Annotated in this window: 35 protein-coding genes; 34 read left to right on the top strand and 1 reads right to left on the bottom strand. The window is 58.1% G+C overall.

Annotation, left to right across the window (positions count from 1 at the left end; genetic code table 11):
* The first annotated feature begins 29 nt into the window (after positions 1 to 29).
* The 6 genes from VQ830_RS05655 to VQ830_RS05630 are packed head-to-tail and all read left to right on the top strand — an operon-like array spanning position 30 to position 4,662.
* The gene (locus VQ830_RS05655; protein ID WP_337267090.1) at positions 30 to 2,057 is read left to right on the top strand and encodes a transposase domain-containing protein; all 2,028 of its coding nucleotides are present in this window, start codon (positions 30 to 32) and stop codon (positions 2,055 to 2,057) included.
* A gap of 50 nt (positions 2,058 to 2,107) precedes the next feature.
* Positions 2,108 to 3,151 (top strand): AAA family ATPase, encoded by a 1,044-nt coding sequence (locus VQ830_RS05650; protein ID WP_337267089.1) that lies wholly within the window; start codon positions 2,108 to 2,110, stop codon positions 3,149 to 3,151.
* The gene (locus VQ830_RS05645; protein WP_337267088.1) at positions 3,148 to 3,459 is read left to right on the top strand and encodes a hypothetical protein; all 312 of its coding nucleotides are present in this window, start codon (positions 3,148 to 3,150) and stop codon (positions 3,457 to 3,459) included. Before VQ830_RS05650 ends, VQ830_RS05645 begins: the two co-directional genes overlap by 4 nt.
* Entirely contained in the window at positions 3,459 to 3,713 is a 255-nt protein-coding gene (locus VQ830_RS05640; protein ID WP_337267087.1) for a hypothetical protein, read from the top strand. Before VQ830_RS05645 ends, VQ830_RS05640 begins: the two co-directional genes overlap by 1 nt.
* Positions 3,710 to 4,006, top strand: coding sequence for a hypothetical protein (locus VQ830_RS05635; RefSeq protein ID WP_337267086.1), 297 nt, complete (start codon positions 3,710 to 3,712; stop codon positions 4,004 to 4,006). Before VQ830_RS05640 ends, VQ830_RS05635 begins: the two co-directional genes overlap by 4 nt.
* 2 nt (positions 4,007 to 4,008) lie before the next feature.
* Positions 4,009 to 4,662: a DUF3164 family protein gene (locus VQ830_RS05630; RefSeq protein WP_337267085.1), complete on the top strand. Its 654-nt coding sequence runs from the start codon at positions 4,009 to 4,011 to the stop codon at positions 4,660 to 4,662.
* 11 nt (positions 4,663 to 4,673) lie between these two features.
* On the opposite strand, the gene VQ830_RS05625 is transcribed toward VQ830_RS05630, so the two are convergent.
* Positions 4,674 to 5,459, bottom strand: coding sequence for a hypothetical protein (locus VQ830_RS05625; RefSeq protein ID WP_337267084.1), 786 nt, complete (start codon positions 5,457 to 5,459; stop codon positions 4,674 to 4,676).
* A 47-nt stretch (positions 5,460 to 5,506) separates the two neighbouring features.
* Here VQ830_RS05625 and VQ830_RS05620 point away from each other — a divergent pair, with 47 nt between their 5' ends.
* The 28 genes from VQ830_RS05620 to VQ830_RS05485 all read left to right on the top strand — a co-directional run bounded on the left by VQ830_RS05620 (position 5,507) and on the right by VQ830_RS05485 (position 21,495).
* Positions 5,507 to 5,716, top strand: coding sequence for a hypothetical protein (locus VQ830_RS05620; protein WP_337267083.1), 210 nt, complete (start codon positions 5,507 to 5,509; stop codon positions 5,714 to 5,716).
* Positions 5,713 to 6,366, top strand: coding sequence for a gp16 family protein (locus VQ830_RS05615; RefSeq protein WP_337267082.1), 654 nt, complete (start codon positions 5,713 to 5,715; stop codon positions 6,364 to 6,366). The genes VQ830_RS05620 and VQ830_RS05615 overlap by 4 nt, the downstream gene beginning before the upstream one ends.
* Positions 6,367 to 6,561: 195 nt before the next feature.
* Positions 6,562 to 7,008, top strand: coding sequence for an ASCH domain-containing protein (locus VQ830_RS05610; protein ID WP_337267135.1), 447 nt, complete (start codon positions 6,562 to 6,564; stop codon positions 7,006 to 7,008).
* A gap of 3 nt (positions 7,009 to 7,011) precedes the next feature.
* Positions 7,012 to 7,203, top strand: a complete 192-nt coding sequence (locus tag VQ830_RS05605; RefSeq protein WP_337267081.1) for a hypothetical protein — start codon at positions 7,012 to 7,014, stop codon at positions 7,201 to 7,203.
* The gene (locus VQ830_RS05600) at positions 7,196 to 7,552 is read left to right on the top strand and encodes a hypothetical protein (protein ID WP_337267080.1); all 357 of its coding nucleotides are present in this window, start codon (positions 7,196 to 7,198) and stop codon (positions 7,550 to 7,552) included. The genes VQ830_RS05605 and VQ830_RS05600 overlap by 8 nt, the downstream gene beginning before the upstream one ends.
* A 91-nt stretch (positions 7,553 to 7,643) precedes the next feature.
* Positions 7,644 to 8,150 carry a M15 family metallopeptidase gene (locus tag VQ830_RS05595; RefSeq protein ID WP_337267079.1) on the top strand — a complete coding sequence of 169 codons (507 nt, stop codon included), beginning with the start codon at positions 7,644 to 7,646 and terminating at the stop codon, positions 8,148 to 8,150.
* 1 nt (position 8,151) lies between these two features.
* The gene (locus VQ830_RS05590) at positions 8,152 to 8,313 is read left to right on the top strand and encodes a hypothetical protein (protein WP_337267078.1); all 162 of its coding nucleotides are present in this window, start codon (positions 8,152 to 8,154) and stop codon (positions 8,311 to 8,313) included.
* Positions 8,313 to 8,588: an NAD(P)+ transhydrogenase beta chain gene (locus tag VQ830_RS05585; protein ID WP_337267077.1), complete on the top strand. Its 276-nt coding sequence runs from the start codon at positions 8,313 to 8,315 to the stop codon at positions 8,586 to 8,588. Before VQ830_RS05590 ends, VQ830_RS05585 begins: the two co-directional genes overlap by 1 nt.
* Positions 8,585 to 8,938: a hypothetical protein gene (locus VQ830_RS05580; RefSeq protein WP_337267076.1), complete on the top strand. Its 354-nt coding sequence runs from the start codon at positions 8,585 to 8,587 to the stop codon at positions 8,936 to 8,938. The genes VQ830_RS05585 and VQ830_RS05580 overlap by 4 nt, the downstream gene beginning before the upstream one ends.
* Before the next feature lie 13 nt (positions 8,939 to 8,951).
* Positions 8,952 to 9,143 (top strand): hypothetical protein, encoded by a 192-nt coding sequence (locus VQ830_RS05575; protein WP_337267075.1) that lies wholly within the window; start codon positions 8,952 to 8,954, stop codon positions 9,141 to 9,143.
* Complete coding sequence (locus tag VQ830_RS05570) at positions 9,067 to 9,351, top strand: TraR/DksA C4-type zinc finger protein (protein WP_337267074.1); 285 nt, start codon at positions 9,067 to 9,069, stop codon at positions 9,349 to 9,351. Before VQ830_RS05575 ends, VQ830_RS05570 begins: the two co-directional genes overlap by 77 nt.
* Positions 9,351 to 9,680 (top strand): DUF2730 family protein, encoded by a 330-nt coding sequence (locus VQ830_RS05565; protein ID WP_337267073.1) that lies wholly within the window; start codon positions 9,351 to 9,353, stop codon positions 9,678 to 9,680. The genes VQ830_RS05570 and VQ830_RS05565 overlap by 1 nt, the downstream gene beginning before the upstream one ends.
* Position 9,681: 1 nt before the next feature.
* The gene (locus VQ830_RS05560) at positions 9,682 to 9,981 is read left to right on the top strand and encodes a VpaChn25_0724 family phage protein (RefSeq protein ID WP_337267072.1); all 300 of its coding nucleotides are present in this window, start codon (positions 9,682 to 9,684) and stop codon (positions 9,979 to 9,981) included.
* Positions 9,982 to 9,983: 2 nt separating this feature from the next.
* Positions 9,984 to 10,553 (top strand): phage protein Gp27 family protein, encoded by a 570-nt coding sequence (locus VQ830_RS05555; RefSeq protein WP_337267071.1) that lies wholly within the window; start codon positions 9,984 to 9,986, stop codon positions 10,551 to 10,553.
* Positions 10,550 to 11,911 (top strand): terminase large subunit domain-containing protein, encoded by a 1,362-nt coding sequence (locus tag VQ830_RS05550; RefSeq protein ID WP_337267070.1) that lies wholly within the window; start codon positions 10,550 to 10,552, stop codon positions 11,909 to 11,911. The genes VQ830_RS05555 and VQ830_RS05550 overlap by 4 nt, the downstream gene beginning before the upstream one ends.
* On the top strand, positions 11,911 to 13,503 hold the full coding sequence (locus VQ830_RS05545; RefSeq protein WP_337267069.1) for a DUF935 domain-containing protein: 1,593 nt from the start codon (positions 11,911 to 11,913) through the stop codon (positions 13,501 to 13,503). Before VQ830_RS05550 ends, VQ830_RS05545 begins: the two co-directional genes overlap by 1 nt.
* The gene (locus VQ830_RS05540) at positions 13,500 to 14,792 is read left to right on the top strand and encodes a phage head morphogenesis protein (protein ID WP_337267068.1); all 1,293 of its coding nucleotides are present in this window, start codon (positions 13,500 to 13,502) and stop codon (positions 14,790 to 14,792) included. The genes VQ830_RS05545 and VQ830_RS05540 overlap by 4 nt, the downstream gene beginning before the upstream one ends.
* 358 nt (positions 14,793 to 15,150) lie before the next feature.
* On the top strand, positions 15,151 to 16,212 hold the full coding sequence (locus VQ830_RS05535; RefSeq protein WP_337267067.1) for a phage protease: 1,062 nt from the start codon (positions 15,151 to 15,153) through the stop codon (positions 16,210 to 16,212).
* Positions 16,209 to 16,619, top strand: coding sequence for a hypothetical protein (locus VQ830_RS05530; protein WP_337267066.1), 411 nt, complete (start codon positions 16,209 to 16,211; stop codon positions 16,617 to 16,619). Before VQ830_RS05535 ends, VQ830_RS05530 begins: the two co-directional genes overlap by 4 nt.
* Positions 16,620 to 16,628: 9 nt before the next feature.
* Complete coding sequence (locus VQ830_RS05525; protein ID WP_337267065.1) at positions 16,629 to 17,525, top strand: Mu-like prophage major head subunit gpT family protein; 897 nt, start codon at positions 16,629 to 16,631, stop codon at positions 17,523 to 17,525.
* 101 nt (positions 17,526 to 17,626) lie between these two features.
* Positions 17,627 to 18,001: an HI1506-related protein gene (locus VQ830_RS05520; protein WP_337267064.1), complete on the top strand. Its 375-nt coding sequence runs from the start codon at positions 17,627 to 17,629 to the stop codon at positions 17,999 to 18,001.
* Between the two features lie 136 nt (positions 18,002 to 18,137).
* Positions 18,138 to 18,572, top strand: a complete 435-nt coding sequence (locus VQ830_RS05515) for a gp436 family protein (RefSeq protein WP_337267063.1) — start codon at positions 18,138 to 18,140, stop codon at positions 18,570 to 18,572.
* Positions 18,572 to 19,141 (top strand): phage virion morphogenesis protein, encoded by a 570-nt coding sequence (locus VQ830_RS05510; protein WP_337267062.1) that lies wholly within the window; start codon positions 18,572 to 18,574, stop codon positions 19,139 to 19,141. Before VQ830_RS05515 ends, VQ830_RS05510 begins: the two co-directional genes overlap by 1 nt.
* Positions 19,138 to 19,560 (top strand): phage tail terminator protein, encoded by a 423-nt coding sequence (locus VQ830_RS05505; protein WP_337267061.1) that lies wholly within the window; start codon positions 19,138 to 19,140, stop codon positions 19,558 to 19,560. Before VQ830_RS05510 ends, VQ830_RS05505 begins: the two co-directional genes overlap by 4 nt.
* Positions 19,560 to 19,712: a hypothetical protein gene (locus VQ830_RS05500; RefSeq protein ID WP_337267060.1), complete on the top strand. Its 153-nt coding sequence runs from the start codon at positions 19,560 to 19,562 to the stop codon at positions 19,710 to 19,712. The genes VQ830_RS05505 and VQ830_RS05500 overlap by 1 nt, the downstream gene beginning before the upstream one ends.
* Positions 19,709 to 20,641, top strand: coding sequence for a phage tail tube protein (locus tag VQ830_RS05495; protein ID WP_337267059.1), 933 nt, complete (start codon positions 19,709 to 19,711; stop codon positions 20,639 to 20,641). The genes VQ830_RS05500 and VQ830_RS05495 overlap by 4 nt, the downstream gene beginning before the upstream one ends.
* A gap of 30 nt (positions 20,642 to 20,671) precedes the next feature.
* Positions 20,672 to 21,136 carry a hypothetical protein gene (locus VQ830_RS05490; RefSeq protein WP_337267058.1) on the top strand — a complete coding sequence of 155 codons (465 nt, stop codon included), beginning with the start codon at positions 20,672 to 20,674 and terminating at the stop codon, positions 21,134 to 21,136.
* 98 nt (positions 21,137 to 21,234) lie between these two features.
* The gene (locus VQ830_RS05485) at positions 21,235 to 21,495 is read left to right on the top strand and encodes a DUF1799 domain-containing protein (protein WP_337267057.1); all 261 of its coding nucleotides are present in this window, start codon (positions 21,235 to 21,237) and stop codon (positions 21,493 to 21,495) included.

The following is a 21,495-nucleotide window of genomic DNA, read 5'->3' as shown; positions in this document are numbered from 1 at the left end:
GGTCGTGAAGCCGCCAGTAGGGGGCAGGCTTGAAAGAGTGGTTCACCATTATGGAATTGGCAGAAATGAAATTGCCTGGATTGCCTCAGTCCGAAAAGGGTCTGGACAAATTCGCTCGTGCGAAGTGGCGCGGCAATCCAGAGACTTCCCGGCAGGTTGAGAGCAAGACAAAGCGTGTATGGGAATATCATTCGTCTCTACTGCCTGCCGCAGCACAGGACCGTCTTACTGTCATCTTCCTCGGCCCGGACCTCGCTCAGCGTCAGGCTGAGAAAGAGAAGCGGGACGCTCTTTGGGCAAAGTACGAGGCTCTCACGGAAGAGCATAAGGCCACCTGTGAAGCGCGTTTTAAGGTGCTTCACGAGGTTGAACGTCTTGTTCGCGGCGGGGCAAAGGTTGCCGACGCAGTCGATATCGTCTGCGGAGAGTTCGAGGTCAGTGTTCGGAGCTACTACAACTGGCGCGCCTTAGTCGATGGCCTCGATCAGCAGGACTGGAAGGCTGCGATGGCTCCATCATTTGCCTCCGCGACAAAGCGCGCTGAATGCGATGGACAGGCGTGGGACTATCTAAAATCCGATTATCTCCGCCTGGGAGAGCCTAAGTTCTCCGCCTGCTACCGGCGCATGGTGAAGGTGGCGAAGAAGCTCGGTTGGATCCCGATCCCTTCAGAGAGTGCGCTCCGTCGCCGTCTCGATGCTGAAGTTCCGGAAGCGGTTCAGATCCTTCAGCGCAAAGGCAAGGAAAAGGCGGGTGACCTTCATCCGGCGCAGCGTCGTTCGCGCTCATACCTGCACGCCATGCAGGCCGTGAACATGGATGGTCATAAGCTCGACGTGTTCGTAAAAGTGCCCTGGTCGGACAAGCCCGTCCGCTTCTACATCATCGGTATCCAGGACCTTTATTCCGGCAAGATCCTTTCATGGCGTTTGTCCGAGGCGGAGACATGGGAGGCGGTGCGCCTTGCAATCGGCGATATGGTCGAGGCCTTTGGTTTGCCCGAGCACATCTACATCGACAACGGCAAGGCTTTCGCTTCGAAGTGGATCACAGGAGACGCCGTTAGACGCTTCCGGTTCAAGGTGAAGCCCGAAGATCCACGCGGCCTATTGGAAACGCTGAAGATCCAGCCGCACTTTGTTCGTCCATATTCAGGCCGCTCGAAGCCTATCGAGCGCGCCTGGGGTGACTTGGCCGAGAACATTTCGAAGCACCCGGTTTGCGATGGTGCCTACACCGGTAACAAACCCGATGCGAAGCCAGAAAACTATGGCACGCGCGCTATTCCCTTCGAAGAGTTCAAGGCACACGTCGCGGCGCAGATCATTGAGCACAACGAGCAGACGGGACGGCGAGCAGACAACTGCAAGGGAAGGTCTTTTGACGAGACCTTTGCAGAGAGCATGGCGCAGCCCTCAACGATCGTTCGCACGCCGACAGCAGCTCAAAGCTTCCTTTGGTTGCTGGCCTCGGAAGTCATCAAAACCCGGAAGGGAAGTGGCGAAATTCACTTCCAGGGCAACCGCTACTGGTCCCGTGAGATGAATGCTCACATGGGCGAGAAGGTCGTGATCCGGTTCGATCCGGACGCATTGCATGAGCCTGTTCGGGTCTACGATCTGAAAAGCCGGCTTATCTGCATTGCCAACTGCATCGACGACACGGGCTTCCAGGATCAGGACAAGGCGCGTCAACACGCACGGGCTGCCAAGGAACACCGCAAGGCGCTCGATGCCGTTGCGAAGAGCCACGTCAAGCTCACGGCACAGCAGCTCGGGGAGATCTACTATCGCGGCGAGAAGGCACCGGCCAAGCCAAAGCCAGTCCGCGCAGCCGTCACGCGTCTCGTGACCGGCAACACCGCCCATCAGATCGAAAACGTCCAGGCGATCAGCGACGACGATTTCGAAGCAAGTTTTTCCCGCGCCCTCGGCATGATCGAGAGCGGCGCGGTCCTCCCATTCCCCAAAGGGAATACGTCGGCGAGTAAGGCCGACGGTGATAATGAGCCGAAAAGTAGTGCGTACGGTTCCGGAAAAAAGAAAGGCGGTCGTTAAGACCGCCTCAAAACGAGCCCGAATGGGCTTCAATGCCGAGGACCTTTTAGATGAACACTCACGTTAGCACAACCCGCATCGCCGGCACCTCCTGGGAGAGGCCGTTGCGTGCGCCTGAAGTCAGCGACAACAAGTCGGAGGAGGATATCAAGCTCTGGTGGGAGCTTGTCGACCGCGTCATCGAGGTCGGTAAGAAGTACGGCTGGAGCAAAGCCGAAGTCACCCGTCGATCCGGAATGAAGGAAGGGACCTTCAGCCAGTGGTTCAGCGGCACTTATGCTGGCCGTCTGGACGGGCATAACGCCACGATCCAACAGTGGCTGAGTGCTCTTGAGGAAAGCAGCGTGATCGCTGCTCGCATTCCCGTTTCAAAGCCGTTTATGTCGCTGAAGGGATCGACTGAAGTTCACGAGGCTCTGCTATGGGCTCAGCGGTGCCCGGACCTTGTAATGATAACGCTTGGTCCTGGCATGTCGAAGACGATGACCTGCCAGTATTACGCTCAGACGCGCCCTTACGTGTTTTTGGCGACGGTTTCGGAAAATACCAAGACCGTTCACGGCATGCTTACCGAGCTTGCCGCCGAGCTTGATGTCCAGGAGCACAATCCGGCCAAGCTCGCACGCGCGATCGGCAGCAAAGTCCGGCGCAAGTCTGATGAAGGCTCGCTTCTCATCGTCGATGAAGCACAGCACCTGAATGACGAGGCGATCAACCAGCTTCGTCACTTCGTCGATGTTCACAAGTGCGGGGTGGCGATCGTCGGTAACGCCGAGGTCTATGGCCGTTTCCGCAAGGACCGCGAGAAGTCGAATGGCCCTTCCTATGCTCAGCTGAAAAGCCGCATTGGCAAGCGGCTCCAGCGCACTCAGCCATACATGGAAGATCTGCAGGCTTTCATCGCCGCCTGGGACGTCACTGATCAGGCAGCCATCAAGTTCCTCATTGGTATCGGTATGAAGGGCGGAGCTTTCCGCCAGATCGACAAGACCATGAAGCTTGCGACGATGCACGCCATGGGCCGAGGGGAGGAGGTTTCTCTCGCTCATATTCAGGCCGCATGGAAGAACCGCGACGTGGAGGACTTCGCATGACCGAAGACCTGCGCGTTTTGAGCAGCGGATTGGAGGCTCTGCTGAAGGGCTTCGCAGATGCTGAAACGATCTCTGACGATGATGTTCTTGAGATCTCGGGCAAGCATGCCCGCACCGTCATCAAGACGCTTCGCTATCTGAAGCGCCACGCGATCTTGATGGAACACGAGATGGCAATCCACCGGCAGCACGAGAACAGCCAGATCATGGGGAAGGAAATGGAAGCTGCCGCAAATGCCTTCATCCGTGACGTTGTTCAGGATCCTGAAGGGCGTGTTGTCACCGTTGATTTCGGGAGGAGACAGTAATGTGTGAGCTTGCTTCTGACTATCTTTATCGGCTTTGCCAACAGGTGAAACAGAACGTCCACGGCGGAGCATTTGTCTCTGGCGAAGAGTTCAGCGTTCTGGTCAGACGTCTCAATACGGCGGTCGCCTTGGTGGCCGAGGTTGAGGAGGAAAATCGCATTCTCCGAAGACAGGTTGAGGGCAATAAGAAGCCGCAGCTTATGGTCTTTGGTGGCAACGTGGTTCCTTTCTCGCCGGTCAGGCCACCGCGATGACACGCACAGTGGTCGTCAGCGTCGAAATGGATGCAGACGCACTGGCTGAAATCATCGCGCCGCGCATCGAGCGGATCTTGATTGGAACCGAGGTGCCGGCCGTTCCGAAGCCGGCAGCGATCCCGACGGTGGCCACCGTCATTCCAACATCCATTCAAGACGCCGTCACAAGCGTGGTCCGCGCCATGAACCGATTTGACGCGGACCAGCACACAAGGGGCGAAAGAGCCGCCCTCCGAAACCTTCTCAGTTCCGTGCGCCAACTGCGCGCCATTTCCAAAAAAGGAAAGTGAAAATGGAAGCCGTTATCCTCGAAGAAAAGCCTGCAACCGGCGTTGTGGTTGTCACCGGTAAAAACTACATGCCCGATGCCAAGGGCAATCTCGTGCCTGTCGAACTGATCAAACCAGCCGACAAATTGGAAGACGAAACCGTCCGCAAGATCATGGCATTTGCCGAAGAGCTTTCGGCGCAGATCGCGCGGTTTCGCGGGCACACTATGACCGATCTCGGCGAGTTCGACGCGCTAATCGAGCAGGAATATGGTCTCACCAAAGGCGGCGCAAAGGGCAATCGCACCTATCAGACGTTCGATGGCTTGATGAAAGTTCAAGTTCAGGTGGCCGACTTCATCGACTTCGGGCCGCAGCTGCAGGTCGCCAAGAAGCTGCTCGACGATTGCCTGAACGAGTGGGCGTCAGATAGCCGGCCGGAGATCCGCGCTGTCATCACCAAGGCCTTCAACACCGAAAAGGAGGGACAGGTCAACCGAGCCGAGATTTTCATGCTGCTGCGCCTCGATATCGAGGACGCACGTTGGCAGGAAGCGATGCGAGCGATCCGCGATGCTATGCGTGTCACCGGCAGCAAGGAATATGTCCGGTTCCACAAGCGCGCCAGCATCACGGATGCTTGGCAGGCCGTCACCATCGATCTGGCGAAGGCGTGAGGTGGATTATGCTACCTAACTACTACTCCGTACTCGGTGGCGGCCTCCTCCATCAATTTGCACGCGTCTCGGACGGCCTTTGGCATCAACATAGCAAATACAAGCAAGGGGGTCGTCATCTCAGCCATCTGAGGTGTCATCTTTATCGGTTCACTACCGTCGATAACTTGAAGATCAGATCCAAGAGAAGCCAAGACATTACTCGTGCGCTCGCACTGCGTTCTTATCCAATCAAGCTCGTAGGTCAAATCTCCCTTAAACATCTTACTGCCATCGACAAGTTGCTGCCGAGTAACGATGGTGGCGACACTATCGCAAGTGTTTTTAAGAAGCTTATGATTGCGAAGCATCTCTGCTTGCATTTCCTTATCGGTCTGCCTCTCCATCGCAAATCCATGAAGCCTGTCCAACGTGGAGATCAGACCCTTCAAACCTCGTACTTGCGGATTAACTGCTCGTTCAACAAGAAGCTTATCTGGGCGCAGGGTAAGCTCTACCAGTTCGTGATGCCTTTTTGCTGCATTTGCTTCCGTTTGGGTGTTCAATTTGACCAACTGATTGTGTCGATCATCCGACTTCCCTTCAGTGTACTGCATCTGCTTGACAGTCGCGTAAGCAGCGCCAACAGCGAATATGCCAGCTGCCAGAGTTTGGAAGTCGTAAATCGCGTTGCGCCATCTGTTTCCACCTTCTTGCTCTTTAATTACGCGCGGTTCGCCAAAAATAATCAGAACAACGACTACGGCACCGAAGATTGCACAAGACGCCCAAACGGCTGCTGCTACACGATTTCGCATTCTAACGACTCCTTCAACAGCGCGATTTCGCCTCTGTGGAGGCTCGCATGAGATCGCTTCCAAAAGCAATTATCGTTGCTCCGTCATCAGCAACGATCCTAAAAATTCTTGCTAGTGTTTTCAGTGACCAAGGATGGGTCATCGAGGCTTCTGACGGGAAGCTCGCAGCAGTTTCAATCGTCACAGCCAAAGGCAAAGTCGAGCTTTCCCTCGATCTAACCCACATTGCCAAAGAAGTTGAAAGGCGCTTGTCATGAGCAGCTCTATCGCAGCCATTCACGTCGCCAATAAGCAGCTCGGCCTGGACGACGACACGTACCGCTTGAAGCTGCAGAACATCACCGGAAAGGCGTCCACGAAGGACATGTCCGAAACTGAGCGTCAGAAGGTTCTGACCGTGTTTCGCAACGAGGGCTTCAGCTCTGCTCCGATCGAACGACGTGCTGATGGTCGTCAAAAGCTGAAGGGTCGTTTTGCAAAGAAGCTCCAGGCTCTCTGGATTGCCGGGTGGAACCTCGGAATTTTTCACTCTCGTGAAGACAGCGCCCTCGAAACCTTCGTCAAGCGCCAGACCGGCGTTGATGCCGTACGCTTCTGCCATGATCCAGTCGATGGTCAGAAGGCGATCGAGGCGCTCAAAGCTTGGATTGCGCGCGAAGGGAAAGTCGATTGGGATGTCACCAACCGTGATCGCAATAGCTACATGCGTGCCTTTGGGTACAAGATCGCCCGTGCTCAGTGGGCCATCCTGTGTCCAGGTGGCCTCAAGGACTTTTGGGTCGTCGTCACAGATCTAGTCGATCATGATCCTTTGCACCGCCATCTGAATGACGCCGAATGGGTCCGCGTCACGAACTATTTCGGGGACCGCATTCGCAAGGAAAGGCGGTGTCGCGATGGTCAGTGACGAGGCCAAGAAGCGCATCTTTGAGGTGATCTATACGATGACCAGCAACAAGAGTGAGATGATAATGGCGGGGGAGCATAAGCGGACGGTCGTCTGCCCCCGCTGCCAGGGCGAGCTTACTCTCTGGCTGGTCGGTCGAAAAAACCACGCTCGCATGTCCTGTGCCAGAAAGTGCGGCATGGAGGGCATGGAGTGATGGTCGCATACAACTTCAAATCTTATTTCGCACCGCAGATCGAGGACGGCTCTAAAGCCCACACGATCCGCAGCAACAGACGGCGTCATGCTCACCCGCGTGAGCCCGTGCAACTCTTCACTGGACTGCGCACACGCCACGCGCGGCGCATTATCAGCGACCCGATCTGCACGGCTGTCCTGCCGATCGTCATCATGTCCAGTGATCTGCTCGATTGCGGAATTGCTTATATTGAGATCAATGGCATCCCACTTCACCGCGATGAGATTGAACCCTTTGCCGTCTCTGATGGTTTCTCGCCGGATCGGCTCAGGGGTTTAGCGCCTGCGAAATTGATCGGATCGACCGCTAGGGAGACCATGGGGAGGTTCTGGCGCGAAAGCCATCCGGGATCTCGCTTCGAAGGTGTCATCATTCGCTGGCGACCAGCCGAGCCCAGGAGCTGAGCGATGCGGGCGGTCCTTCCTCTCTTTCTTCAGGATGATTTGAAGAGGCTTCAGGACCGCCGTGAAGCGCTTTTGAAGCGCATTCAAACAATGCGGCCGCATGCACGCGGTCGTCATGAAAAGATCGGAGAGTTGAAGGCAGTGACGCGTGAGATCCTCGTCATCGAAAAGCAGCTGGAGGCGCGACATGGTTGACATCCGTGTTCCTGCACACGTCCAGCCGTTCGTGACGGCGATCGGCATCGAGCCGACGGTCAAGTTCCTGCTCGCCTTCGGTGGTGGATATGCCTACCTGTCGGAAAACCCGCAGGAACGCTCGCCAGTGGCGAAAGAGATCGGTCGTGAGGCCACCATCGCCCTCGCTCGCGAAATTGGCTCTGGAGGCATCTCGGTGCCGACGGCAAAGCCATTCATCGCATCGCACATGAAATTCAATCTCGGCTTGACGACCAACGACATTGCGCGCCAATTGCATGTGACGCACGCCACTGTTAGGAAGTGGCTCCAGGCCGGTGAGAGCAAGCAGCTAGAGCTGTTTCGATAATGACCCGATAATCCTGCCGGCTTTTTTATCTACCACAAAAAGTTGAAATGCCCCTCAGCCATCACGGCTGTTTTTCGCATTTGGGGCACTCATGAACAACTGGCCGACACAGGCAGACGCGCCGAAGTTTTACGGCGCGAACGTTAAACTCACGAAGGGCGTCGCCGGTTCCGATCCGGCATGGGAAAAGGCAAACCTTGTTCTGGTTACCATTCCTTGGCGCGCCTGCGCCTCCTGGGACAAGATGCTTGCCATCAAGTCCTTCAGGGTCCACCGCCTTGTTGCGGAAAGCCTGACCCGCATCCTCGCGAAAATCTGGTCTGACTTCGGCCAGGATCAGAAAGCGATCGAAGCTGCCAACCTTCACCTGATCGGTGGTGGCTATAACTGGCGGCAGATGCGCCAAGTCAATCGGCTCTCCATGCATGGCTATGGCTGCGCCATCGACATCGACCCCGATCATAATGCGCAGGGCGATACGACACCTGCCATGGATATGCGCGTCGTTGCCGCCTTTGAGGCTGAAGGCTGGGTGTGGGGCGGTCGATGGAGCCCAAAATCTCGGGATGCCATGCACTTCCAGGCGGCACGCCTCTAGCATGGTCAAGCGCTTCGGTTTTCCAATCCTTACTGCGCTTGCTGGCGCTGGTGCTGCTGGCGGCAGTCTTGCCTTTGTCGGTGGGTCTACCACGGCAATCCTTGTGATGTCGGGCGGTGCTCTCGTTGGACTGCTGTCCGCCGTCGTCTTCGTGGGGAACTGATGCAACAGAAGCCCCGCTATTCCACCACAAAGCGCTATCTCTGGCTTTCCTCTGCCTTGGCCTGGATTGTCATCCTTTCTATCACCGCAGCGGCTTGCATGGGCTCCGAACAGGCTGTTCGCTTTGGTGATGTCACCGTGCCGGCCATGGTCGGTTTGATCGTCGGTTGCCTTGGGGTCCATCGCGGCTTCGGCTCCTACGACATGGCCGCCATGATGCGAGGCTCGAAGCCTGATCCGCCAGAAGACTGCGGTGACGGAGGCCGCCCACAATGAGCAAATATTTGATCCAGGGCCTGATCGCCCTGGCACTTGTTTTAGGAATCGTTGGTGCCGCTTTCGCAGTCATCAGCAAGATCGACGCGATGACCGAGCGCGCAGCTTCCAGCGCCCGCGCTGAAAGAGACGCTTACTGGAAAGCCGAGATCGCCAAGTCGAACGAGGCCGCTCAGGCGCAGATCAGTCAAAACCTCAGAGAGACAATGGCCGCGCAGAACCAAGCCCAGATGAATGTCTCGGCCGCCGAAAACCGCGCAAGAGAGTTGGAGATAGAGAATGCGGCTCTGCCGGATGATGATGCTTGTGGGATTAGCCGTGAGCGCGGTCGCCTGCTCAACAAGCGGTAAGGATCAACCAACGGTGAAGACGGTGTTCGTCGAGCGTGAGGTTCCGGCCGAGGCGAAGAAGCCATGCGCGGAACCTGTGACCATTCCCGATCGGCGTCTGTCCGAGAGCGAGGCGGGAAGCTTGTGGGGTGCCGACCGGACGGCGCTGCGCATTTGTGAGACGCGGCGGGCTGCCGGTGCTGGAGTGGCATCCAGTGTTCAGTAACGTCGATTATGAATTTGCTGACATCCGTGCCGAACAAGAACGTGAGGCAAAAATAGCTGCCGTGCGCGCCGAGCTGCGTCGGCAAGGTTCAACAGAGTGCAGCGACTGCGGATGCTCGATCGCGGTTGCCCGTCTGCGCGTTATACCTTCTGCCTCCAGGTGTCTGGAGTGCCAGGAAACCTATGAACACGAAAGGGTGGCCCGCTAGTGGATCTCCAATTTTTCAAAGACTGGGCGGGCCTCGTCGTATCGATGATCGCTATCCTAACCGCAATTTACAGCTGGATGACCTCCCAGTCCAAAACGACCGCTACGGAGATGGAAGAGCTGAAAGAGCAGATGGGGGGCGTCGACAAGCGGCTGACCTCCATAGAGACGCAGGTCAATCATCTGCCTGACGAAAAGGCAATGACAGCGCTCAAGCTGGCCTTGTCCGAAATGAACGGGAAGTTCGGCCGCATGGAGGAAAGCATCTCCGGCATCACCCGAACTGTTTACCGCGTCGAAGAGTATCTGCTGAAAAAGGGAAGTGACTGACATGTCCAACTTTGACGAGTTTCTGACGCAGGACGCGCGCCTCGTCATCCTGAAGGCCTTGTCGCAGGAAACAAACAACACGTTGAATGAGTCGATCCTGACGCGTGTGCTTGAAACGTTCGGCCACACGCGGTCGAGGCAGTGGGTGCGAACTCAGATTATAAAGCTCGCTGAACTCGGAGCTGTTCGAACCGTGGAAGCCGGCACGGTGATGATCGCTACACTGACGCAAGACGGCCTGGACCACGTTCAGCGCCGATCTGTCATTGACGGCATTGCCCGTCCCTCGCTGGTTGCTTGATAATGGCAGGACGGGGCCGCCTCTCAAGCCTGGATCAATTGCCGGAAGAGGCCCAGGACGATCTCGTCTGGGCGATCGGAGAGTTGAACCAACGCAAACGCACTCAAGCCGACATCCTCTTTGAGCTGAATGACCGGCTGGAGGTGAAAGGCATCGAGACCATCTCGCGCTCGGCCTTCAACCGCCGCGCAATGCGCCTTGCCCGCCGCTCGATGCAGCTGGAGGAGCGCAAATTCATCTATGCCGGCATCGCTGAGCGTTTGACGCCGGAGGAAGTGGGTAAATCGGATCTGGTGTTGGGTGAGTTCCTCAAAACGCTCATTGACGAGATCCTCGATAGCGACGGCCTGGACAGTAAGAACGCAATGGAACTTGCCAAGGCCTACAAGGAAACTGTCGTGGCTCAACGTCATTCGGCCGAGATGCGCCGAAAGGCGGAGGGAGAAGCAAAAACTAAACTGATGAAGGCTGTCGATCAGGTGGCCGGCGCGGTTGATATGGCGGCTAAACCTGACGGTCAGGAAGTGCTGCGCAAGATCCGCGAAGACATTTACGGGATCTTCGATAAATGAGTGCACCAGCGGTCCCACTCTACGGCTACCAGAAGAATTGGTTCTTGGATCGAAGCCGGTTCAAGCTTGGTCTCTTTGCGCGTCAGACTGGGAAGACGTTCACGACGACATTGGAGGTTGCGGACACCTGCTTCGAGGCTGCTGTTAAGGCCAAGAGGGAGCGTTGGGTTATCCTCTCCCGAGGGGAGCGTCAGGCGCGCGAGGCCATGAACGAAGGCATCAAGGTGCACTGCAAAGCATACGACCTTGCCTTTGAAGAAAACGAGTTTGACTGGGAGGGCGAGACCGGCAGCCATAAAGCGCTCGAAGTCACGCTTCCGCACGGATCGAAAATCACTGCGCTACCGGCCAATCCGGACACGGCCCGTGGTTTTTCGGCAAACGTCTTTTTGGACGAGTTCGCTTTCCACAAGGACAGCCAGCAGATTTGGCGGGCTTTGTTTCCTGTCATCTCCAAAGGCTGGAACATTCGCGTTACCTCGACGCCAAACGGCAAAGGGAACAAGTTCTATGAACTGGCGACCGGCCCTGAAGACGACGTTTGGAGCCGACATGTCGTCGACATCTACCGAGCGGTGGCCGAAGGTTTGCCGCGTGACATCGAAGAGCTTCGATCAGGCTTGGCCGACGAGGATTCCTGGGCGCAGGAATTTGAGCTGAAGTGGCTCGATGAGGCGAGCGCCTGGCTGTCCTACGATCTGATTTCTTCCTGCGAAGATGAGCGCGCCGGAGATCCAGACGGCTATCAGGGAAATCCCTGTTTTGTCGGTCGCGATATCGGCCGTCGCGAGGACTTGCACGTCATTTGGGTGTGGGAGCAAGTCGGCGATGTGCTCTGGGAGCGTGAGCGGATCGAGCAAAAGCGCGCCACCTTCAGGGAGATGGATGATGCCTTCGACGACGTGATGACCCGCTATCGGGTTGCGCGCGCCTGCATCGACCAGACAGGCATGGGCGAAAAGGTCGTTGAAGATGCGCAAGGTCGGTATGGCTCCCGCGTTGAAGGTGTTCTCTTCACCGGACCCAACAAGCTCATCATGGCGACAAAGGGCAAGGAGCGCTTCGAGGATCGCACTGTCCGTATCAGTCAGGGCGATCAGAAGCTTCGTGCAGATCTTCACAAGCTTCGCAAAGTCAATTCCGCTACCGGGGCACCGCGCTTCGTTGCAGAGCGCGATGAGGACCACGCGGACCGGACTTGGGCGGCGTTCCTCGGCATCAATGCCGCAGAAGGTCCACAATACGAATATGGCTATCAACCAGCGCCGGCCAGAGCGCGGCCGACCGATGAGCGGCCGTCAGATGATGAAGAGCGCTTCCGCATGACGTCCATGCGGTCAAGACGCGGAGGTTACTAATGGCGCCTGTCCAGTTGCTCGACCAGTTCGGTCGGCCGATCCCGAAACAGCAGATGAAGGCAGAGCAAGCGGCTCCGACGACGGTCGGAGTTCGTAGGCCTGTCGCTAACCATCAAGCTCCCGGCCTGACACCGCCAAAACTTGCACGGCTGTTGCGCGAGGCGATCGACGGCGATCCGGAACGTTATCTTGAGCTTGCCGAGGATATGGAAGAACGCAACGAGCACTATGCCGGCGTCCTCGGTGTCCGCAAACGTCAGGTCTCGGGTTTGGAGATCACCGTTGAGGCAGCGAGCGACGATCCCGATGACGTCAAGGCGGCCGACCTCGTACGGGACTTCATCGAACGCGACGAATTCGAGGATGAGCTGTTCGATATTCTTGATGCGATCGGGAAAGGCTTTTCCGCCACGGAGATCATCTGGGATACGTCAGAGGGGCAATGGATGCCGTCGGCGCTGAAGTGGCGTGATCCACGCTGGTTCACCTTCGACCAGGAGGACCGCGAGACCCTGATGTTGCGTGGCGCGTCCGGACCGGAGCAGCTTTGGTCGAACAAGTGGATCGTCCATCGCGGCAAGGTGAAAAGCGGCCTGACGGTGCGCGGCGGCCTCGCGCGGTCTGTCGCTTGGTCCTACCTCTTCAAGACGTTCACCGTCAGCGATTGGGCGATCTTCTGCGAAGCCTACGGCCAGCCATTGCGGATTGGCAAGTATGGCCCCGATGCTGATGATAAGCAGAAGGAAGTTCTGATGCGCGCGGTCTCCTCGATCGCGGCGGACTTCGGCGCGATCATTCCGCAGAGCATGGAGATCGAGTTGATCCAGGCTCAGCTTTCCGGCAGTCAGGATCTCTATCAAAACCGCGCCGACTGGTTCGACCGGCAGGTTTCAAAGATTGTCCTGGGGCAAACCGCGACGACGGATGCTCAAGCCGGTGGCTATGCCGTCGGCAAGGTTCATGATGGTGTGCGCGACGACATCGAGCGGGCCGATGCCAAGCAGCTTTCCGCGACCTTGCGCCGCGACCTCGTAATCCCGCTAGTCTCCGTCAACATGGGGCCAAGGAAGAAATATCCGAAGCTGAAGATCGGACGGCCGGACGAGGTCGACGTGTCGGCGCTGGTCGATAACGTCGTCAAGCTGGTGCCCTTCGGCCTCAAAGTCGGCATGTCGACCATGCGTGACAAGATCGGCCTGCCGGATCCGGACAAGGATGAAGAGCTGCTCGCGCCGGCACGGCCACCCACCACTGATCAACAGCAGGAACCGGTTGATCCTGCCCAGGTGAAACCTCCAGCCAAAGGCGCGCCGAACTTGCGCCTCGTGGCTCAAAGTGCTCTGGCGGCCACAAACCATGACGCCATCGATCTTGGAGCGCAGGACATCGTCGGCGACGACTGGACGGAGATGACGCCGCCGATCGTCGATGGCTTGGCTGATGAGCTGGCAAAGGCGAACTCGCTCGAGGAGGCACAGGCCATCCTTGCGCGGCAGGTTAATTCAATGGGGCTTGATAAATTCGTCGAGCTGCTCGCCAGGGCAAGCTTCGGAGCGCGGATTTCCGGCGAAGCCAGCGAGGCGCTTTCGTGACGGCAGTTCTCGAAGCGCTTCCTCCTGTCGAGGCGCTGAAGGCGCTGCGGGCTCGTGGAGAGCTGCTCAGCCCTTCTTTCGATTGGCAGGATGTCTACGCCGAAGCACATGCAAATCAGTTCACGGTCGCAAAGTCGGCCGGCTTTGACATCCTGAAAGACCTTTTCGACGGGCTTGAAACGACGCTTGAACAGGGTGGTACGTTCCGAGACTTCGCGTCTCAGGTCACGCCAGTACTTCAGGCCAAGGGATGGTGGGGCAAGCAGCTCGTTGAAGATCCTGTCACGGGCGAGCAGCAGCCGGCGCAACTGGGATCAACCAGTCGCCTGCAATTGATCTTCAACGCCAATATGCGCGTCTCCTACGCGGCCGGCCATTGGGCAAATTTTGAGCGCAACAAGCGGGCGCGGCCATGGCTTCGATACGTTTGCATCCTGGACGATCGCACGCGGCCGGAGCATCGAGCCCGTCATAACCTCTGCCTGCCGGTCGATGATTCCTATTGGGACACCTGGGCACCGCCCTGCGGATGGAATTGCCGCTGCACGCTGCAAAGCCTCTCCGATCGGGATGTCGATCGTATGCGCAGCGATCTGTTTTTCACGCCTCCGGCCAATGTCATCGTTCCGTTCCTCAACAAGCGGACCGGCGTTGTCCGGATGGTGCCGCGTGGCATTGATCCAGGTTGGGATCACAATCCAGGCAAGTCCGGCTTCCGTGCCATGGATGCAGCCGAGAAGCTGATCGATGCGCCGCCGCGTCTCGCTGCCCAGGTCAACCGAGACCCAGACTGGCTCTTGAAGCCGATCGGCAAGGAGTTCGCGGACTGGTTCGATGCTGCAGCCGCAGGCGGTCGCGTCGATCGCTCACTGGTCGTGGTTGGCGCTCTTTCCGATGATGTCCTAGACGCCCTGGCCGCGAGAGATGCCAAGCCGGTATCCGGTGCGATCACGCTGTCTCAGCAGTCGGCTCAGCATATGGTCCGCGACAGCAAGGCCGACGCCGGCCGCGCCATCCCAGTTGAGCTGCTTCGGCAATTGCCAAGCAAGCTTGCTCAGCCTGACGCGGTGCTTCGCGATCGGCGTGACGGTTCGCTGCTTTATGTCTTCAACAGCGACGTCGATCAGCGGTTGGCAAAAGTGGTCGTTCGTCTTGACTTCCAGAGCAAGGCCCGACCGCCTGGGGAAAAGCCACAGTCTATCATGACCAATGCCGTCCGGACGGCCGGCTTGGTGGATGCCCGTAATTTGAATGATGGGAGCTACGAACTTCTGACAGGGAATTTGTAGAAACGGCCATCAAGGGGGGACGCCACTTTCCCCGTAGCTGCAGCTCGTTCGAGGTGCAAAACCGGACCGGCGATTTCCCGGTTGTCATGATGGCCTGAAGACAAGATACGCCCCTTCAAGGGTCGTTTCAAGGTTTGCGGAATAAACGGCCACACACGCGCCTGGAGCGTGTTCGGCCCCGATGGTTGCGCAAGAGTGCTCCTTGCGCGTCTACGGGCTTCAAATCGGCTTCGAATTCGACGCGGTTGCCTGATTGAACTCCCGTGTTATATCTTAAGGGGCGTTAGGCCAAAAAAGGCCAATGTCCCCATAATCCCATCGGCTGTTACCTGATCGTCCTGCAGGGCAATTTCGCCCCATGACGAAGCGCACCTTTCTTTTCCAAAACGACACGATCGCAGCTCATGCTGTCGCCATTACGGCTGGCGATGCCAATGCCGAAGGCAACGCGGGCGGCCATTGGATCATGCTGTTGCCGGCCGGAGGGTTTTCAGGCCGTGATGGCCGTGGCCCATATAGCGTCGATGGCGTTGCTGCGATGCAGGCGGTTATTGCCGCCACCGTAAAACGTGCGGGTCCGACCGAACTGGTTGTCGATTATGATCATCAGTCTCAGTACTCGGCCGTGCCGGGCGTCGGCGGCGTTGCGCCGGCTGCCGGCTGGATTAAGCAGCTCGAAGCGCGCCCAGACGGTCTTTACGGCCTCGTCTCCTGGACCGACCGCGCTGCGCAGTCGATCCGGTCCGGCGAATACCGGTACATCTCGCCGGTCTACCAACACGACAAGACAGGCAAGGTGCTTCGCCTGATCTCGGCGGGTCTTACGAACTCGCCCAACCTCGATCTTGCGGCGGTGGCTGCGAGTGCTCAAACCAAACAGGAACCAAACATGAAAGCTATCGCGCTTGCCTTGGGGCTTCCCGAGGGCGCGGATGAGAACGCTATTCTCACCGCCATCAACAGCGTCCTGACCGGCAATGCTGCGATTGCAGCGGCGGCTGGCCTCAACGCAAATGCCAAGCCTGCCGACGTGGTGACGGCAATCAACTCTGCCCGCGCCTCGGTCGATCCATCCAAGTTCGTCCCGATCGAACAGGTCACGGCGCTTCAGGCCGGGCTAGCCGAGCTGCAGGACAGGATCGCAGGAGAGGACGCCGAGACAGCCGTCAACAAGGCGATCACCGACGGAAAATTGGTTCCGGCACTCAAAGATTGGGGGCTGAAATACCACAAGAAGGATGCTGAAGGCTTCGCTGCCTACATCAAGAACTCTCCAGTTCTGACCGCTTCGCAGCGCTCATCCGCAGCTACACCCTCCAGCGCTAGCGACGATCTGAGCGCCGAAGACCTTGCGGTCATGAGCCAGATGGGCCTTTCGAAAGAGGCCTTCCTGAAGAGCAAAAAGGCAGGTGAAGCATGACGGCACTTTCCGCTGATCGGATGACGCCGCAGCGTCAGCGCAATGTTCGCAGCTTCCCGGTCAAGGCTGCTGCGACCATCTATGCCGGTGGCATGGCCGCCATTGACGCAACCGGCAATCTCGTGGCCGCCTCGGCGGTTGCGGCTCTGAAGGTCGTCGGCCGCAATGAACGACGCGTCACCAATAGCGGCGCGGACGGCTCGATCCGTGCCGACGTAAAGCCGGGAACGTTCCGCTGGGCCAACTCGGCCTCAACCGATCTCATCACGGCCGCCGATATCGGAAACGACTGCTACGTCGTTGACGATCAGACGGTCGCCAAAACCTCCAACTCCAATGCACGCCCCGTCGCCGGCACCATTTACGATGTCGACAGCCAGGGCGTCTGGGTCACAACCAAGTTCTAAGGGCGCACAATGCTGATTAACAGAGCTACACTTCAGTCGGCATTCGTCGGCTTCAACGCGGCCTTCGCGGCTGGTTTGGCGATGGCAACGCCGATGTATAAGCGGATTGCCACAACAGTGCCTTCCACGACCAAAACGCAGGAATATGGCTGGCTCGGCAAGTTTCCTGGCATGCGGGAATGGATCGGCGATCGCGTTGTGAATGGTCTCGCTCGCCACGGCTACTCGATCACAAACAGATCGTTCGAAACCACCGTCGGCGTCGATCGCGATGATTTCGAAGACGATAACCTTGGCATCTATGCGCCGATGTTCCAGCAGCTCGGCCAGAACGCTGCAGCGTTTCCTGACACGCTCGTTTGGGCGCAGCTCCTCGCTGGCTTCACAACCAACTGCTATGACGGGCAGTACTTCTTTGACATCGATCACCCCGTCCTGGACGCAAACGGTAATGTGCTTTCGGTCGCGAACACCGATGGCGGCAATGGCCTTCCCTGGTTCCTTGTCGATGACAGCCGGCCGCTGAAGCCGCTCATCTATCAGGAGCGCAAGCCTTTCGACAACTTGATCCGACGCGATCGGGAAGAGGACGAGAACGTCTTCAACCGCAAAGAGTATGTCTACGGTATCGATGGCCGTTGCAATGTCGGCTTTGGTTTCTGGCAGCAGGCCTGGGGTTCAAAGCAGACGCTCGATGCGGCGCATTATGAGGCGGCGCGCGTGGGCCTCGGCTCGCTGAAGGCTGATTTTGGTCAGCCACTCGCGATCAATCCGCGCCTCCTGATCGTTCCTCCAGCGCTGGAAGGCGCTGCTCGCGAGATCGTCGGCAATCAGCTGACGTCGGCTGGCGGCACCAACAAGTGGTACAACACCGCCGAAGTCCTCGTCTGCTCCTGGCTGGCTTAACTCCCAAGCGCCGCCAGATAGGCCGCCGGCACATTGCCGGCGGTTCCTGATGCAAGAGCCGGTTCGCGGCTTTTTCACCAGGAACCGAAGAGGACACAAACATGCCACCAAAGAAGATCGACAACGGTACGGCCGGTGAAAGCGGCGAAAACCAGAACAGCCTTATCGATGCTATCGAGAAGATGGGGCTGAAGACAGAAGAGGAATTCAAAAAGCTCTATCCTCTTCTGCATGCCTTGATCGCAGGTTGGCAGTCCCTCGAACGTCCGGTTCTGAAGGTCATCTCGCGTGTCGCTGGTTTCCGCCGTGGCGGTATCGCTCACCCAACCGAAGCGGTTTTGCACGATATGGAAAGCATGCATCCAGATCAGGTCGAGCAGATCCTGGCAGAGCCGAACCTCGTTGCCGAGTTGGTTCCCGCTCCGGCGTCGGGCGACGGCGATGACAAGGCTTCAGACGACGCTAAGCAGGCTTAGGCGGAATACCAGCGGAGAGCGCCGCGAGAGGCACTAGCCCGGCGATTTAGCCGGACCGCAGGCCCGAAGCTCCCAGGCGAGCACAGCGATTGCACGGCAACCCTGAAAACAGCGGCACCAACTTGGATCTCATCAAATGACCTATTGCACGAAACAGGATCTGATCGACCGCTTTGGCGAGACCGAGCTCGTGCAGGTGACCGATCGCATGAATAAGCCCGCATCGACCATCGACGACACGGTGGTCAATCGTGCTTTGAGCGACGCGACAGCATTGATCGACGGCTATATCGGCAAGGCCTATAAGCTGCCGCTTGCTGCCGTTCCCGACAGTCTCGTTAAAGCGTCGGCCGATATCGCTCGCTATTATCTCCATTTCAAAGGCGTCGATAAAGAAAGCCCGGTGCAGCGGGCTTACGATCAGGCTGTCACGCTTCTTCTCAATGTCTCGAAAGGTCTTGTGCAGCTGGTCGAGGACACCGGTACCGCGCCAGCGCCGGCCGGCGACGGGATGGTCCAGTTTTCCGGAGCCGAGCGTGTCTTTACCCGCTGCAGTCTGAGGGGCTTCTGATGACGGGAGCCTCGATCACGGTCACCGATGAAATCAGCCCTGCCATCGAGCGGCTGGTTGCAACGACACAGAACGCCTCGCAGATCATGAGCGAGGTCGCCGGCTACCTGCTCTCTTCGACACAGGAACGCTTCCAGCGCGAGACCGGTCCAGACGGCAAGAAGTGGCAAGCTCTGTCGCCGCGCACTGCCAGTGCCAGGGCCGGTCGAGGCGTACGCGGTTATGATCATATCCTGCGCGATAGTGTCAGGCTCTACAACTCACTCACGACGGCTTCAAATGCCACGACTGCCACCGTCGGAACCAACGTCATCTATGCCGGCATCCATCAGTTCGGCGGCACGATCGAGCAAGGCGAGCGGAGCCAGAAGCTTAGCCTGAAGCGCATTCGCGGAAAGCGCGGGATGCGGTTCGTCCGTTCAGGTCGCAAGGGTGCGATCGAGCGGGAAGTGACGATCGGCGCTCGGTCGATCACGATCCCGGCGCGTCCTTATCTCGGCGTCAACGCAGCCGACGAGGCGGAGATCGCCGCTATCATCGAAGCCGGCCTTGAAAGGGTGGTCCAATGATCACGACGGCCATCAAGGAAAAGCTCCTCTCGTCCGGAACGCCCTTTGCTTTGGTCGAAGGGGCAAACGAGCTGGCGGAGGTCAAGGACCGGCCGACGAACACGCCGGCTGCCTATGTCTACATCGGTAACGAGGTTTCCGAGAAAAACGCGCGCATGACAGGTCCGGTGTTCCAGCGAATGAGCGTGGACGTCTCTGTCGTCATCGTCGCCGAAAATCTGTCCGGCGCTGGCGCTGCTTCGGGCGACATCGATGTTCTGAAGGCATGGGTTCGCCGCCAGCTGCTCGGCTTTGTTCCTGCCGGCATTCAGGCCGATCCGCTGGAGCACATTCAGGGGCAACTCACCCAGGCAAAGGACGGCATGGTCTGGTTTGAAGATCAGTTCGGGACCGCCGTCTACATCGAAGAGGAAGCGTAATGGAAGATCATGAAGGGAAAGGCGGTTCTTACATCCGCCAGCCCGACGGCTCGCTGAAGCTGGTCGAGCGCACGCAAGAGCCAAAGCCTCCGGAGCCGGACGCGCCGGCTGAAGAGGGCTCAACCGACAAGCCAAAGAAGGATAGCAAATGACGAAGCGGTTTGTTTCAAACCTTGCCATCCTGGCGAAGATCGAAGCCACCTATGGCACGGATGCAGTTCCGACGGCCGCGCTCAATGCCATGCAGATGGTCAACGCGACGATCGAGCCATTGCTCGGCAATGACCTCTCGCGCGACCTCGTCCTTCCTTACATGGGCAATCAGGGCATTATCCTTGATGGAAACTATGCGCGGATCTCCGGCGAGGTCGAGCTTGCCGGATCCGGCGCGGCCGGGACTGCTCCGGCATTCGGCCCGCTTCTTCGCTGCTGCGGCATGCGCGAAGTTTTGACGGCCGGATCGATGGCGGAATATTCGCCGATCTCGAAAGCCTTCGAGTCCGCGTCGATGTACTTCAACGACGACGGCGTGAACCATATCCTCGTTGGCACGCGCGGTACCTTCACGATCGACCTGACGCCCGGCAAGATCCCGCGCATGGCTTACACCTTGACGGGCCTCATCGGCACGATCGCGGACACGCCGACGCCGGCAGGCATCGATCTCACGAAATTCATCGCGCCAGTGCCGGTCAATAAGGCCAACACGACGTTTTCCCTGTTCGGCTATTCCGGCCCGACGGAAGGCATCACGCTCGATGTCGCCAACCAGATCGAGCCGCGCATGCTCATCAACAATGAGAGCATTGAGCAGACCGGCCGCAAGATGACCGGCAGCGTGATCATGGAAGCCGGGCTCCTGGCTGACAAGAATTGGCTCCAGATCGCCCGCCAGACCCAGAAGGGCGCGTTTGCGGCTCAGCAAGGGAATGTCGCCGGCAATATCGTGAAACTCGACATTCCGAACGCGCAGATCGGTCGGCCGACCCAGGGCGCATCGAACGGCATCCGCAATTACACGCTTCCGATCATGGCAACGCCTCTGGCCGGAAATGACGAGTTCAAGCTCACCTTCAAATAGCTTTTGAAGCTGCTTTAAAAGAGGTTCCCATTGTTCAAGCTTTCGTCCGAACTGACATTCCCCTGGCCGGTTAAGGTCATCGAGCCGAACCCGGAAAAGCCGGGCGAGCTGGTCGAGCATACGTTTACGGTCATGTTCGCTTTTATCGATCCGGAAGTGTCCAAGGCGTCGGCAAGCAAGCGCCGCGAGATCACAGACAGATTGAGTGACGCGGCCAGCAAGGCAGTCGAAATCGATCAGGCCGATCTTAAGGTTGCCCATGATGCGGCCGAGGAAATCCGGAAGATCCAGGACGAGCTGCGCGATCACGATCGTGATGCTTTGTTCAGCGTCCTGCGCGGTTTCGAGACCGACTTTATGGACGGAAACGGCAAGCCGATCCCGTTCAATCGAAAGTCGTTTGACATGGTCTATGCCCATGACCGCGTCCGCAATGGACTAGTCGCCGCTTATGCCGAAGCGGTCAGCGGGGACAAGGCCCGCCTGGGAAACTGAAGGCGGCGGCCGAGGCGTGGGCTCGCATTCGCTCCGGCCGTCCCGATCGCAGCAAGCCCGCACCAATCACCGACGATCTCAAACAGCAATTCGCCAGGATGGGTCTCACCATCCCGGCTCAGCCCGAAACCGCAGAGACCGATTTCCTCATCATGCCGAACGCCTGGGAAAGCTTTAAAGCCTTCATATCCTGCTCGACCCAATGGCGCATGGCCGTTGGGTTCGGTGGCGTGATTTGGCTCGGCATGGATTATCCAGCCTGCAAGCTTGTCCTCGACGATCTGCAATCGCCTCCGCATGTTTTCGCGGATCTCCGCCTCATGGAAGCTGCTGCGCTTCCTGTTCTGAATGAGGCTTGA

The sequence above is a fragment of the Oryzifoliimicrobium ureilyticum genome, assembly GCF_037199735.1.
GTDB lineage: Bacteria > Pseudomonadota > Alphaproteobacteria > Rhizobiales > Rhizobiaceae > Rhizobium > Rhizobium ureilyticus.
Note: the sequence above shows the minus strand (reverse complement) of the source record. Positions and strands in the feature narration are given on the sequence as shown.